We start from the raw sequence: 13,144 nt of genomic DNA, 5'->3' as shown, positions 1-13,144 counted from the left end.
GCGGGGCCACCTCAGCGCAGCAGCGCCGCCTCCAGCCGCGTCCAGCCCGCCTCGTCCCCCGGCAGGCCGAAGCGCAGCCAGCCGGGCTGCTCGCGGAACTGCCGCACCAGGATGCCCGCCCACCCCAGCCGCGCGAACCAGCCGGGCGCGTCCTCATGCGCGGCCAGGCGGAACAGACTGGTGCCGCCCAGGATGCGGAAGCCCGCCCGGGCCAGCAGCATGTCCAGGCGCAGGGCATCCACGGCGCAGCGGCGCGATGCCTCCATCAGCCAGTTCCGGTCGCGCAGGGCCGGGATGCCCACCGCCAGGGCGGGACCGGAGACGGCCCAGGGACCCATCGCCGCGCGCAGCCGCCCCGCCAGGGTGGGCTCGGCCAGGGCGAAGCCGAGGCGGAGGCCGGCCAGGCCGTAGCTCTTGCCGAAGGAGCGCAGCACCAGCAGGTCCGGGCGCGGCAGGAGCGGTGCCGCGTTGCGCTCCGGCCCGTCGAAATCGGCGAAGGATTCGTCCACCACCAGCAGCCGCACCCGGGAGGCCAGTTCCGCCAGCGCCGCCCGGCCATGCCGGCGACCGTCCGGATTGTTGGGGTTGCAGAGCACCGCCACCTCGTGCCGCGCCAGTTCCGCCGGGTCGTCCGTCTCCGTCACACGCGCCCCGGCCGCCCGCCAGGACAGGGCGTGCTCGGCATAGGTCGGGCCCAGCACCGCCACGTCGCGCCAGGACAGCAAATGTGGCAGGAGGCTGATCAGGATCTGCGTGCCCGGTGCCGCCGCCACCATCTCGGGCGAGGCCGCGCCATAGGCGGCGGCGGCGATCGCCTGGAGTTCCCACAGCGCCTCCGGCTCCGGCAGGCGGGTGAAGGCATCGGCCGGGAAGCGCGCCAGGCGGTAGGGCACCGGGTTGATGCCGGTGGAGAGGTCCAGGAAAGGCTCCGGCGCGCCGGGAAAGAGCAGCCGCGCCGCGGCCAGCCGGCCGCCATGTTCCGTCACGGCGCCTGACGCGCCATCGCGGGACATGCTAGCCCCCGCCGCATTCATCGTCAGCAATTCGGCCTGTCCCTTGCCCAGCTTGTTCATCCTGGCCGGCGCCCTCGCGCTGGAAGCCGTCCTTGGCTATCCCGAAGCCCTGTTCCGCCGGGTCCGCCATCCGGTGGTCTGGATGGGGGGGCTCATCGCCCGGCTGGAACGCCGTCTGAATCGGGAAGCCGGCACCAATAAGGCAAGGCGGCTCGGCGGTCTTCTCGCGCAGCTCCTGCTGCTGCTGGCCGTGGTGGTGCCAGCCCTGCTGCTGCAGATCCTGCTGCTGCGGCTCCTGCCCTTCTGGCTGGCGGTTACCCTGCTGGCGCTGCTGGCCGCCAGCCTGCCCGCGCAGCGCAGCCTGCACGATCACGTGCGCGCCGTGGCCCGGGGGCTGGAGGGGCGCGGGCTGGAGGGTGGACGCGAGGCGGTGTCGCAGATCGTGGGGCGCGATCCCGCCGCGCTGGATGAGGCGGGTGTGGTGCGCGCCGCGATCGAGAGCCTGGCCGAGAATTTTTCCGATGGCGTGGTGGCGCCGGCCTTCTGGTGCGGGGCCGCGGGCCTGCCGGGCATCGCGGGCTACAAGGCCGCGAATACCGCCGACAGCATGATCGGCCACCGCACGCCGCGATACGCCGACTATGGCTGGGCCGCCGCCCGTTTCGACGATCTGGTGAACCTGCCGGCCTCGCGGCTCTCGGCGCTGTGGCTCATCCTTGCCGCGCTGCTCACGCCCGGGGCCAGCGCGCGGGGCGCCCTGTGCGCAGTGCGGCGGGATGCCCGGCGCCACCGTTCGCCCAATGCCGGGTGGCCGGAGGCCGCCATGGCGGGGGCACTGGGCCTGCGCCTCGCCGGGCCGCGCGTCTATGGCGGCGTGCGGGTGGAGGACCACTGGATGGGCGACGGCCGCGCGGAGGCGGGGCCCCCGGATCTGCGCCGGGCGCTGGGGCTCTACCGCCGGGCCTGCGCGGTGCAGTTCGCGGCGGTGCTGGCGCTGGCCGCGCTCGCCCTGGCGGCGGGCTGAGGGGCCGTCAGGCGGCGATCTCCCGCGCCTCGATCCCATAGCTGAAATGCACCGGGTCCAGGCAATCGGGCTGGCCGTTCGCGGTGAAGGCGCAGGGATACATCAGGAAGGCGAAGTTCGGCTTCTGGTTGCCCATCGCGCCCGGCAGGATGATGTCCGTGGCGCTGTTGTAGCCCACCCAGTTCATCTCCCAGGAGCCGAAGAGGGTTTCGCGCAGGGCGCGGATCTCGGCGCTGTCCAGGGCCAGCTTGTGTTCCAGCATCACCTTGCGCACATCCGCCGGATCGACGGGGAACCAGCCGGCATCCTCCAGGAAGATCTCGGAGCGGCAGTGCTGCGCCTTGGAGACGTCGCCGCTGGCGCCCAGCGTCCGGAACTGGCGCGAGCCGGCGACGCGGATGCCGTACACGTCGCGCGCCGGGAAGCCCGCCGCGCGGGCGAGGCCGGTCATGAGCCCGTTGATGTCGGCGCATTTGCCGCTCAGCCGGCCGCTTTCCAGCATGCCGCGGACATCGCCGAAGCCGCAGCCCGGCGTTTCGGGGTCGCGCGTCGTGTGGTCCACCACCCAGTCGTAGATCGCCCGCAGCCTGGCGCGCGGCTCGCTCAGCCCGGCGGTGATGCGCTGCGCGGTGTCGCGCACGATGCCGTCCGTCTGCACGCTCTCGGTGGGCTGGGTCCAGAACTCGCGCTCGGCCAGGGTGACGGGCACGGCGGGGTCGTGGCCGTCGCGGTCGCGGGTGGCCACGCGCTGGACCAGCTCGGCGCTCCTCGGGCCGTCGGAGCCCGCGTCCCAGCTGATCTTCAGGATCTCCGCGCCATACCGCGCGTCGCGCACCACCCGCGCCTGGCCCGTGCCCTGGCAGCGGGTTTCGAGGACGGTCTGGTAGCCGCCGGCCGTCTGCGCCAGGGGCAGCCAGAGCTGCGCCGCGCCCGGGGCGTCCAGCAGCTTGATGCGGGTGACGGTCTCGAACTGGCGCCAGCCGGGCGGCAGGGGTGTTGGCCGGGCCGTCGATTGGGCCAGGGCCTGCCCGGGGCGCTGGGTGCCGGCGGCCAGGGCGATGGTGGCCGCGGAGGCCAGAAAGCTGCGACGATCCATGGAGATCCATCCCTTCGGCTGTGGAAGGCCCTTCCTGGGATGTCCGTCTCCCGCGCCCTGCCCCCCGCGTCAACGCCGGCGCGATCAGAAGATCGCCAGCGTGCCGGGGTTCACGCCCGCCCGGCGATGCGCAGCAGCCCTTCCACATCCACGTGCCGCGCCAGATGCGCCGCCAGCGCGTCCAGCGCCGCTTCGACCTCGGCCTCGTGCCGGCGCGGCGCGGCGACGAGGCCCAGGCGCGCCAGCCAGGCCGCCCGCTGCGCGTCGTCGCCGAACAGCCCGTGGACATAGGTGCCCGAGACCAGCCCGTCCGCCGAGACGGCGCCGTCCAGCCGCCCGTCATCGAGGCGCAGCAGCGGGCGCGCCGCGTCCGGCCCCTCCGTGCGGCCCATATGCATCTCGTAGCCGGTGAAGGGGGCGCCCTCCGCCAGCGTCGTGCCATGGGCCGGGCTCAGCCGCTTCTCGCGCGTCAGGACCGTCGTCACCTCGAGCAGGCCGAGCCCCGCCACGCCGCCGGGTGGTCCCTCGATCCCCTCCGGGTCCTCGATCCGCCGGCCGAGCATCTGGTAGCCGCCGCAGAGCCCCAGCACCCGCCCGCCCCGCCGTCGGTGCGCCAGGATGTCGGTGTCCCAGCCTTCCTCGCGCAGCACGGCAAGGTCGGCGATCGTGGCCTTCGAGCCCGGCAGCACCACGAGGCCGCAATCGCCCGGCAGGGGCGTGCCCCGGCGCAGCAGCAGCAGCTCCACCCCCGGCTCGGCGGCGAGCGGGTCGAGATCGTCGAAATTGCTGATGCAGGGCAGCACCGGGACGGCGATCCGCAGGGGGGCGCCGGGGTTGCGCGGGACAGCCAGATCCTGCGCGTCCTCCGCCGGGAGGCGGCGCGCCGCGTCGGTGAAGGGCACCAGCCCCAGCGGCGCCCAGCCGGTGCGCTCCGCGATGGCGCGCATCCCCGCCTCGAAGAGGGTGGGATCGCCGCGCATCCGGTTCACCAGGAAGCCCCGGATCATCGCCGCATCCTCCGGCGGCAGCACGGCCTTCGTGCCGACGAGGCTGGCGATCACCCCGCCCCGGTCGATATCGCCCACCAGCACGACCGGCGTGCCGGTGGCGCGCGCGAAGCCCATATTGGCGATGTCGCCCGCGCGCAGGTTGATCTCGGAGGCGCTCCCCGCCCCCTCCACCAGCACGAGGTCGGCCTCCGCCCGCAGCCGCGCGAAGCTGTCGAGGACATGGGGCATCAGCCGGGGCTTCATCGCCTGGTATTCGCGCGCCCGCGCGGTGGCGAGGACGCGGCCCTGCACCACCACCTGGGAGCCGGTCTCGCTCTGCGGCTTCAGCAGCACGGGGTTCATGTGGACGCTGGGCGCCACGCCCGCCGCCCGCGCCTGGAGCGCCTGGGCGCGGCCGATCTCCCCGCCATCGGCGGTGACGGCGGCGTTGTTGGACATGTTCTGCGGCTTGAAGGGGCGCACCCGCAGCCCGCGTCGCGCGAAGAGGCGTGCCAGCCCGGCGACGAGCAGCGACTTGCCGACCGAGGAGCCGGTGCCCTGGAACATCAGGGCGGCGGGCATCAGAACTCGATCCCCTGCTGCGCCTTCACCCCCGCCGCGAAATGGTGCTTCACCAGCCCCATCTCGGTCACGAGGTCCGCCGCCTCGACCAGGGCCGGCGGGGCGTTGCGGCCGGTGGCGACGACGTGCAGCGAGGGCCGCCGTGCCCGCAGCGCCGCGACCACGGCGTCGGTGTCGAGATAGCCGTAGCGCAGCGCGATGCAGAGCTCGTCCAGCACCAGCAGGGCGAGGTCCTCCCGCGCCATCAGCGCCAGGGCCTTCGCCCAGGCCGCCTCGGCCGCCGCCACGTCGCGGGCGCGGTCCTGCGTTTCCCAGGTGAAGCCCTCGCCCATGCTGTGCCAATCCACCAAGGGGCCGAAGCCTTCCAGCACATGGCGCTCGCCGGTGCTCCAGGCGCCCTTGATGAACTGCACCACGCCGCAGGGGCGGCCATGGCCTAGCATGCGCAGCAGCAGGCCGAAGGCGGCGGTGGACTTGCCCTTGCCCGGGCCGGTGTTCACCAGCAGCAGGCCCTTCTCGATGGTCTTCGAGGCGACCTCGGCATCCTGCACCGCCTTGCGCCTGGCCATCTTCGCGCGGTGGCGGGCGGCGTCGTCCTCCGCGCTCACTTCACCACCATGGGGATGCCGGCCACGGTGAAGACGACGCGCCCCGCCCGTTCCGCCAGGCGCTGGTGCAGGATGCCCGCCGCGTCGCGGAAGCGGCGGGCCAGGGCGTTCTCCGGCACGATGCCGAGGCCGACCTCGTTGGAGACCAGCACCGCCGGGGCGGAACGCTGCGCCAGCGCCGTTTCCAGCGCCACCGCCGCCGCCTCCAGGTCGCGCTCGCCCAGGATCAGGTTGCTGAGCCAGAGCGTCAGGCAGTCCACCAGCACCGGGCGGTGCCGGGCGCGCAGCAGGGCGGCGGGCAGGTCGAGCGGCGCTTCCACCGTGTCCCATTCCGGGCCGCGCCGGGCGCGGTGCCCGGCGATGCGGGCGCGCATCTCCTCGTCGAAGGGCTGGGCCGTGGCGATGTAGAGCCAGGGGGGCGACCAGGGTTCCGGCAGGGCGGCGAGCAGCCCTTCCGCATGGCGGCTCTTGCCGGAACGGGCGCCGCCCAGGACCAGGGTCAGCATCGGGGTGTCGGGGGAATCGGCGGCCATGGCTTTCCATTGACAGGGCCGGGCCGCGAAGACTACCCCCGCAGCCGATGGTCCCCCGCCATGGGCCGATGCCACCGGCAATGCCCGGGGCGGGGGTGAAAAGGGAATGCGGTGAGGGTCGTGAGGCCCGAATCCGCGGCTGCCCCCGCAACTGTGAGCGGAGAGCGGCCTGCCAATCCGCCACTGGCGCGCCCGCCCCGGGATCGGTGCGGGGTGCCGGGAAGGCCGGCAGGCCGCGCCTGATCCGCGAGCCAGGAGACCTGCCATCATCCCCGCCGGGTTCGCCCCGGCGGGATGGATCGTGACGCCGGGCGGGGTGCCCCGGCATCGGCGATGCGCCCCGGCCCCGTGGCCGGCGGCCATCGGCCCCCATGCATCCGCGCCATCCGGCGGAACGGGGCATCGGGGGCGGTCGGCATCCCATGCGCGTGTCTTGACCCCTGGGGTGCCCCGTTTGGCCGAGCCTGTCACTCTCCATGTCTGCGTCACCTGCCGCGCGGGGCTCGATCTGCGCGAGGGCGACCCGCCCGAGGGGCAGCGGCTGCATGATGCCGTGGCGGCGGAACTGGCGGCGCGGCCGGACAGCCCGGTGCGGCTGCGCCCCGCCACCTGCATGGCCTCCTGCGAGCGCGGCTGCGCCGCCGCCCTCTCCGCGCCGGGCAAGTGGCAGTACCTGCTCGGCCATCTCCTGCCGGAACAGGCGGGGGACCTGCTGGATTACGGCGCGCTGTTCGCCGCCTCGCGCACGGGGGTGGTCATGCCCTCGAAGCGCCCCGCTTCCCTGAAACAGGTCGTGCTCGGCCGCGTGCCGCCCTTCGCCGCGCCCGGGCCTGACCCCGAGCCCGCCGCAACACCCCAGACCGCACCGGAGAACGCCGCGTGAGCGCCACCACGACCAAAATTCCCGCCACCATCGTCACCGGCTTCCTCGGCGCCGGGAAGACCACGCTGGTGCGCCATCTGATGGCCCATGCGCGCGGCCGCCGCATCGCCATCATCGTCAACGAGTTCGGCGCGCTGGGCATCGATGGCGAGACGCTGCGGAGCTGCGGCATCGAGGGCTGCGAGGAGGAGAACATCGTCGAGCTGGCCAATGGCTGCCTCTGCTGCACCGTGGCCGACGAGTTCCTGCCGACCATGCAGGCCCTGCTCGACCGCCCGAACCCGCCGGAGCACATCCTGATCGAGACCTCCGGCCTCGCCTTGCCGAAGCCGCTCATCAAGGCCTTCAACTGGCCCGGCATCCGCTCCCGCGTCACGGTGGATGGCGTGGTGACGGTGGTGGACGGCCCCGCCGTGGCCGATGGGCGCTTCGCCGAGGACCCGGAGGCGGTGGCCGCCCAGCGCGCGGAGGACCCGTCGCTGGACCACGACAACCCGCTGGCGGAGGTCTATGAGGACCAGCTCCTGGCCGCGGATCTCGTGGTGCTGAACAAGACCGACCTGCTGGACGAGGCCGCCACCGCGCGGCTGCGCGCCGGGATCGCGGCCTCCATCCCGCGCGCGGTGAAGGTCGTGCCCGCCCGGGACGGGAAGCTCGATCCCGCCATCCTGCTGGGCCTCGGCGCCGCCGCCGAGGACGACCTCGCCGCCCGCCCCTCGCACCACGATGCCGAGGATGGCGCGCATGAGCATGACGACTTCACCAGCTTCGCCCTGCCGCTGCCGGAACTGGCCTCGCCCGAGGCGCTGGTGGAGCGGCTGCGCGCCGTGGCGGAGGCGCATGACGTGCTGCGGATGAAGGGCTTCGCCGCCATCGCCGGCAAGCCGCTGCGGCTGGCCGTGCAGGGCGTCGGCACCCGTTTCAGCCATCAGTTCGACCGCGCCTGGGCGCCGGGCGAGGCGCGGCAGGGGCAGCTCGTGGTGATCGGCCAGACCGGGCTGGACCGCGACGCCATCGCCGCCGCGCTGATGGGCTGAGGGGGCGGGCCGCACCATGCACCTGCTGGTCCGCGAGACGCGCGGCCTGGACGAGGCGGATGCCGCCGTCGATCTCGGCCAGGCGCCCGCGGAGCTGGTGCTGCTCTCCTTTTCCGACAGCGATCTCGGCGCCGCCGCCACGGCCTGGCTGGACATGGAGGGGACGGCGATGCCGGGGCCCCGGCCGGAGCTGCGCCTCGCCAGCCTGGGGCGGCTGCGCCATCCGCTCTCGGTCGATCTCTATCTGGAGAACACGCTCGCCGCGTCGCGCTGCGTGGTGGCGCGGCTGCTGGGCGGGCTCGACTACTGGCGCTATGGCGCGGAGGAACTGGCCGCGCTGGCGCGGCGGGAGGGGATCGCGCTCGCGCTGCTGCCCGGGGACGGGCGGGACGATGCGCGGCTGCGCGCCCTTTCCACCCTGCCGGAACCCGCCTGGCGCTGGCTCGACGCGGCTTTCGCCGCCGGCGGGCCGGGGAATGCCGGGGCGGCGCTGCGCTTCATGGCGGCTCTGGCACGCGATCCGGCCGCCGCCCCGCCGCCGGCGCCAGAGGCCCTGCCCGAGGCCCTCCCTCCTTGGGGCGAGCATCCCCTGCCCGGGGGAACGGAGGGGGCCGTCGCCGCCATCACCTTCTACCGCTCGCATCTCCTGGCCGGGGACATCGCCCCCGTCACCGCCCTGGCCGGGGCCCTGGCGGCGCGCGGGCTGCGGCCCCGGGCGCTCTTCGCCGACAGCCTGAAATCCCCCGGCACCGCCCAGGGCATCGCCGCCACGCTGTGCGCCTGGAAGCCGGCGGTGGTGCTGAACCTCACCGGCTTCTCCGCCCGGCGCGATGAGGGCGGCTCGCCGTTCGATGCGCCCGGGGTGCCGGTGCTGCAACTGCTGCTCTCCTCCGCCCCGCGCGAGGTCTGGGCCGCCTCGGCGCGCGGCTTGTCGCAGAGCGACCTCGCCATGCAGGTGGCGCTGCCGGAACTGGATGGGCGGCTGCTCACCACCGCTGTCGCGCACAAGGCCGAGGATGCGGCCATTGCCGGTCTGGGCTTCGCCCGCACGCTGCTGCGGCCGGACCCGGACGGTATCGCCCTGGCCGCCGATCGCGCCGCCGCCTGGGCGCGGCTCGCCGCCACGCCGCGTGCGGGGCGGCGGCTGGGCATCGTGCTCTCCGATTATCCCGGCGTGGGGGGGCAGGAGGGCCATGCGGTCGGGCTGGACAGCTTCGCCAGCCTGGAGGCCATCCTCCGCCTGCTGCGCGCGGAGGGCTATGACCTGCCTGAGCCGCCGGAGGCCGCGGCCCTGGCCGAACGCCTCTGCCGCGCCGCGCCGGAACCGGTCCTGGGGCTGGAGGACTATCGCCGGCTCTTCGCTACGCTGCCCGAGGGGTTCCGCGCCCGCGTCGAGGCGGCCTGGGGCGGGGCGGAGGCGGACCCTTCCCTGATGGGGGGCGCCGCGGCGGAGGGCGGCTTCCGGCTGCGGCATCTGCGCCTGGGGCCGCATCTGCTCGTCATCCAGCCCGACCGGGGCGACCCGGCGCGGCGCAAGGCGAGCTACCACGACCCCGACCTGCCGCCCCGGCACGGCTTCATCGCCTTCCATCTCTGGCTGCGGGAGGCGGAGCGGGTCCATGCGCTGGTGCATCTCGGCACGCATGGCGCGCTGGAATGGCTGCCGGGCAAGGCGGCGGCGCTGTCGCCGGACTGCGCCCCGGCGGCGCTGCTGGGCGGGCTGCCGGTGATCTATCCCTTCATCGTCAACAATCCCGGGGAGGCCGCCGCCGCCAAGCGCCGCCTCGGCGCCGTCACCATCGGGCATCTCACCCCGCCGCTGCGCCCCGCCGGGCTGCAGGAGGAAGGCGTGGTGCTGGAGCGGCTGATCGACGAATACGCCGCCGCCGACGGGCTCGATCGCCGCCGCACCGCCCTGCTCCGGCGCGAGATCCTGGAGCGCGCCGAAAGCTGCGGGCTGCTCGCCGAGAGCGGCGTGGCGCGCGAGGCCCCGGAGGAGGAGGCGCTCGCCCGGCTCGACGCCTATCTGTGCGACGTGAAGGAGATGCAGATCCGCGACGGGCTGCATGTCTTCGGCCAGGACCCCGCGCCGGAGCGGCGCGCGCTGCTGCTGGAGGCCCTGGACCGCTCGAATCCCGGCCTTGGCGCGGAGGTGCTGGCCGCCCGGCTCGATGCCTGCGCCATGGCGGAGCGCGCGGCGCTGCTGGCGGCGCTGGACGGGCGCTTCGTGGCCCCTGGCCCGGCCGGCGCCCCCAGCCGGGGCCGCGCCGATGTGCTGCCCACCGGCCGCAACCTCTTCGCCCTGGACCCGCGCAGCGTGCCCACCCGCTCCGCCCTGGTGCTGGCGGAGAAGGCGGCGGGGGAATTGCTGCGCCGGCACCAGCAGGAGCAGGGCGACTTCCTGCGCCACCTGGTCATCGACCTCTGGGGCAGCGCCACGCTGCGCACGGGCGGGGAGGAGCTGGCCCTGGCCCTGGTGCTGATGGGCGTGCGCCCGGCCTGGGACGCGGAATCCGGCCGGGCCAGCGGGATCGAGGTGCTGCCGCTGGCCATGCTCGACCGGCCGCGCGTGGATGTGACGCTGCGCATTTCCGGCCTGTTCCGCGATGCCTTCCCGGCGCAGATCGCGCTGTTCGACATGGCGGTGCGCGCCGTGGCGGCGCGGGACGAGGCGGCGGAGTGGAACCCGGTCGCCGCCAGTGCGCGGGGGCTCGACGGAACCGGGCTGCGGCGTGCCACCGCGCGGATCTTCGGCGCCGCCCCCGGCGATTACGGCGCCGGGACGGAGGACCTGCTGGCCCGGGGCGGCTGGGAGGGGAAGGAGGATCTCGCCCGCGCCTATCTCGCCGCCTCCGGCCATGCCTATGGCCAGGATCTGGACGGCAGGCCCGATCCGGAGGGTTTCGCCGCACGCCTCGCCGGGGCCGGGGCCTTCCTGCAGGTGCAGGACCATGCCGAGACCGACCTGCTCGACAGCCCGGACCGCGCCGCCCATGCCGGCGGCTTCGCGGCGGCGGCCTGCGGGTTCGGCACCAGCCCGCGCCTGTACCATGCCGATACCAGCCGCCCCGAGGCGCCGAGGCTGCGCGCGGTGGAGGAGGAGATCGCCCGCGTGGTGCGGGGCCGGGCCGCCAACCCGCTCTGGATCGCGGGGCAGATGCGCCATGGCCGCCGGGGCGCCGCCGAGATCGCCCGCGCCGCCGAGGCGCTGCACGGCTTCGCCGCCACCCTGCCCGCGCGTTTCGACGCGCAGTTCGACCTGATCTTCGAGCACACGCTGGGCGACGAGGCGGTGGACCGCTTCCTGCGCGGTGCCAATCCCGAGGCGCGCGAGGCACTGCGGCGGCGCCTGGCCGAGGCCCTGGCGCGCGGGCTCTGGCGACCCCGGCGCAACAGCGCCGCCACGCTGCTGGAGGGAGCATGACGGCGCCCTCCCCAGCCCTGTCCCCGCTCCCATCCTCGCCGGACGTCACGGTGCGGGGCTGGTGCCCTTCCCTGCACGAGCCGATGCGCTCGGGCGATGGCTGGCTGGTGCGCGTCAAGCCGCGCCGGGCCATCCTCACCGCCGGGGCGGCCCGGCTGGTGGCCGGGCTGGCGGAGCGGCACGGCAACGGGCGGATCGAGCTGACCAACCGGGGCAATCTCCAGCTTCGCGGCATCGCGGAAGCCGGGCTCGCGCCCCTGGCCGGGGCGCTGGCCGGGGCCGGGCTGGCGGATGCCGATCCGGGTGTGGAGCGGCGCCGCAACCTGCTCTGCCCGCCGCTGCTGGGGCATGATCCGGCGCTGGACCCGCGCCTGCCCGGCCTGATCGCGGCGCTGGAGGCGGTGCAGGCCGATCCGGCGCTGGAGGCCCTTCCCGGCAAGTTCGGCCTCGCCCTGGATGGCGGCGGGGTCCTGCCGCTGGATGCGTCGCGGGCGGATATTCTGCTCCGCGCCGAGGGGGAGGCGCTGCGCCTCTGCCTCGATGGCGGCGCGGATACGGCGCTCTGTCCCTGGGGGGAGGCCGCGCCCGCCATCGCCCGCCTGCTGCGCCGCTTCGCCGCCGCCTGCGGAGGGGCCGGGGCGCCGAAGCGCCTGCGCGAGCTGGTGCGGCGCGAAGGGGCCGCCGCCCTGCTGCGGGAGGCCGGCCTTGTGCCCCGCACCGCACCGCCCGCCCCCGCCGCCGGCGCCCGCCCTGGCTTCCTGCCGCTGGCCCCGGGCCGGGGTGCAGCCCGGGGTGCCTTCCTGCTCGGCCTGCCGCTGGGTCATCTCACGGCGCCACGGCTCGCCGCGCTGGCCGGGCTCGCGGAACGGCATGGCGATGCGACGCTGCGCCTGACGCCCTGGCGCCTGCTTGTCATCCCCGGCGTCGCGGCGCGGGATGCAAGCCACCTGGCCGGAGCCGTCGCGCGCGCCGGGGGCATCGCCGATGCCGGCGACCCGCTGCTGCGCATCCGCGCCTGCCCCGGCCTGCGGGGCTGCGCCAGCGCCAGCGTGGACACGGAGGCCGATGCCGCCGCCTTGACTACCCTCCTGGCCGGGCGCGGACTGCCGCGCGCGGGCTTGCTGCACCTCTCCGGTTGCGCCAAAGGCTGTGCCCATCCCGGCCCCGCCGCCGTCACCCTCGTGGGCGAGGCGGGAGGCTACGGCATCCGCCGCGACGCCACGGCGCGCGAGGCGCCGGAGCGCCGGGGACTCAGCATCGCCGAGGTGGCAGACTGGCTGCTCGGCGCACAGGACGGGGCCGCCCCAGGGGCGGCCCAGGGGACAGGATGACCTACGACTACATCCGCGACGGCGCGGCGATCTACCGCCGGTCCTTCGCCACCATCCGGGCCGAGGCCGACCTGTCCGGCCTTTCCGCCGAGGAGGCCCGCGTCGCGGTGCGCGTGATCCATGCCTGCGGCATGGTGGAGGTGGTGCGCGCCCTGCGCTTCTCGCCCGGCTTCACCACCGCCGCGCGGAACGCGCTGCTCGCCGGGCGGCCCGTCCTCTGCGACGCCCAGATGGTGGCGCATGGCATCACCCGCCCGCGCCTGCCCGCCGCGAACGAGGTGGTCTGCACCCTGGGCGACCCCGGCGTGCCGGAACTGGCGCGGGAGATCGGCAACACCCGTTCCGCCGCCGCGCTGCATCTCTGGGGCGAGAGGCTGGAGGGGGCGCTGGTGGCCATCGGCAATGCCCCCACGGCGCTGTTCCACCTGCTGGAGTTGCTGGATGCCGGGGCGCCGCGCCCGGCGGCGGTGATCGGCCTGCCGGTGGGCTTCGTCGGCGCGGCGGAATCCAAGCAGGCCCTGGCCGCGCGGCACGACATCCCCTGGATGATCGCCGAGGGCCGGCTGGGCGGCAGCGCCATGGCCGTGGCCGCCGTGAACGCCCTGGCGAGCGAGGCCGAGTAGC

The 13,144-nt window shown here is 75.0% G+C and carries 11 protein-coding genes and 1 riboswitch; of the genes, 6 read left to right on the top strand and 5 right to left on the bottom strand.

Annotated features, from left to right (window positions below; all coding sequences use genetic code 11):
• Nucleotides 1-11: 11 nt before the first annotated feature.
• The gene (gene cobD / locus MVG78_RS11540) at nucleotides 12-1,073 is read right to left on the bottom strand and encodes a threonine-phosphate decarboxylase CobD (RefSeq protein ID WP_247551611.1); all 1,062 of its coding nucleotides are present in this window, start codon (nucleotides 1,071-1,073) and stop codon (nucleotides 12-14) included.
• Here cobD and cbiB point away from each other — a divergent pair.
• Complete coding sequence (gene cbiB / locus MVG78_RS11535; protein ID WP_247551608.1) at nucleotides 1,057-2,037, top strand: adenosylcobinamide-phosphate synthase CbiB; 981 nt, start codon at nucleotides 1,057-1,059, stop codon at nucleotides 2,035-2,037. The two genes, cobD and cbiB, sit on opposite strands and share 17 nt — an antisense overlap.
• A 7-nt stretch (nucleotides 2,038-2,044) precedes the next feature.
• Here cbiB and MVG78_RS11530 read toward each other — a convergent pair whose 3' ends face one another.
• The 4 genes from MVG78_RS11530 to cobU form a co-directional block, all read right to left on the bottom strand.
• Nucleotides 2,045-3,133 carry a transglutaminase-like domain-containing protein gene (locus tag MVG78_RS11530; protein WP_247551606.1) on the bottom strand — a complete coding sequence of 363 codons (1,089 nt, stop codon included), beginning with the start codon at nucleotides 3,131-3,133 and terminating at the stop codon, nucleotides 2,045-2,047.
• 110 nt (nucleotides 3,134-3,243) lie between these two features.
• A complete protein-coding gene (locus MVG78_RS11525) occupies nucleotides 3,244-4,704 on the bottom strand; it encodes a cobyric acid synthase (protein WP_247551604.1) in 1,461 nt (486 codons plus the stop codon).
• Nucleotides 4,704-5,273 carry a cob(I)yrinic acid a,c-diamide adenosyltransferase gene (cobO, locus tag MVG78_RS11520; RefSeq protein WP_247560411.1) on the bottom strand — a complete coding sequence of 190 codons (570 nt, stop codon included), beginning with the start codon at nucleotides 5,271-5,273 and terminating at the stop codon, nucleotides 4,704-4,706. The genes MVG78_RS11525 and cobO overlap by 1 nt, the downstream gene beginning before the upstream one ends.
• 35 nt (nucleotides 5,274-5,308) lie before the next feature.
• Nucleotides 5,309-5,845, bottom strand: coding sequence for a bifunctional adenosylcobinamide kinase/adenosylcobinamide-phosphate guanylyltransferase (cobU, locus tag MVG78_RS11515; RefSeq protein WP_247551602.1), 537 nt, complete (start codon nucleotides 5,843-5,845; stop codon nucleotides 5,309-5,311).
• A gap of 31 nt (nucleotides 5,846-5,876) precedes the next feature.
• A riboswitch (cobalamin riboswitch) is annotated at nucleotides 5,877-6,127 on the top strand.
• Between the two features lie 163 nt (nucleotides 6,128-6,290).
• Here cobU and MVG78_RS11510 point away from each other — a divergent pair.
• Genes MVG78_RS11510 through MVG78_RS11490 form a run of 5 tightly spaced genes read left to right on the top strand, consistent with a single transcriptional unit; the run spans nucleotide 6,291 to nucleotide 13,143 of the window.
• Complete coding sequence (locus MVG78_RS11510) at nucleotides 6,291-6,728, top strand: DUF1636 family protein (RefSeq protein ID WP_345892823.1); 438 nt, start codon at nucleotides 6,291-6,293, stop codon at nucleotides 6,726-6,728.
• Nucleotides 6,725-7,765 (top strand): cobalamin biosynthesis protein CobW, encoded by a 1,041-nt coding sequence (gene cobW, locus MVG78_RS11505; protein ID WP_247551598.1) that lies wholly within the window; start codon nucleotides 6,725-6,727, stop codon nucleotides 7,763-7,765. Before MVG78_RS11510 ends, cobW begins: the two co-directional genes overlap by 4 nt.
• A gap of 16 nt (nucleotides 7,766-7,781) precedes the next feature.
• Nucleotides 7,782-11,189 carry a cobaltochelatase subunit CobN gene (cobN, locus tag MVG78_RS11500; protein WP_247551596.1) on the top strand — a complete coding sequence of 1,136 codons (3,408 nt, stop codon included), beginning with the start codon at nucleotides 7,782-7,784 and terminating at the stop codon, nucleotides 11,187-11,189.
• Nucleotides 11,186-12,520, top strand: coding sequence for a precorrin-3B synthase (gene cobG / locus MVG78_RS11495; RefSeq protein ID WP_247551595.1), 1,335 nt, complete (start codon nucleotides 11,186-11,188; stop codon nucleotides 12,518-12,520). The genes cobN and cobG overlap by 4 nt, the downstream gene beginning before the upstream one ends.
• Nucleotides 12,517-13,143 carry a precorrin-8X methylmutase gene (locus MVG78_RS11490; protein WP_247551593.1) on the top strand — a complete coding sequence of 209 codons (627 nt, stop codon included), beginning with the start codon at nucleotides 12,517-12,519 and terminating at the stop codon, nucleotides 13,141-13,143. The genes cobG and MVG78_RS11490 overlap by 4 nt, the downstream gene beginning before the upstream one ends.
• Nucleotide 13,144 lies beyond the last annotated feature (1 nt).

Source organism: Roseomonas gilardii subsp. gilardii (assembly GCF_023078375.1).
Lineage (GTDB): Bacteria > Pseudomonadota > Alphaproteobacteria > Acetobacterales > Acetobacteraceae > Roseomonas > Roseomonas gilardii.
This window is presented reverse-complemented; position numbering and strand designations above follow the sequence as displayed.

Coding starts and splice junctions, on each gene's coding strand:
- cobO (WP_247560411.1), bottom strand. CDS start 5,273: ATGGCCAGGCGCAAGGCGGTGCAGGATGCCGAGGTCGCCTCGAAGACC.
- MVG78_RS11530 (WP_247551606.1), bottom strand. CDS start 3,133: ATGGATCGTCGCAGCTTTCTGGCCTCCGCGGCCACCATCGCCCTGGCC.
- cobU (WP_247551602.1), bottom strand. CDS start 5,845: ATGGCCGCCGATTCCCCCGACACCCCGATGCTGACCCTGGTCCTGGGC.
- cobD (WP_247551611.1), bottom strand. CDS start 1,073: ATGAACAAGCTGGGCAAGGGACAGGCCGAATTGCTGACGATGAATGCG.
- cobN (WP_247551596.1), top strand. CDS start 7,782: ATGCACCTGCTGGTCCGCGAGACGCGCGGCCTGGACGAGGCGGATGCC.
- MVG78_RS11490 (WP_247551593.1), top strand. CDS start 12,517: ATGACCTACGACTACATCCGCGACGGCGCGGCGATCTACCGCCGGTCC.
- MVG78_RS11525 (WP_247551604.1), bottom strand. CDS start 4,704: ATGCCCGCCGCCCTGATGTTCCAGGGCACCGGCTCCTCGGTCGGCAAG.
- cobG (WP_247551595.1), top strand. CDS start 11,186: ATGACGGCGCCCTCCCCAGCCCTGTCCCCGCTCCCATCCTCGCCGGAC.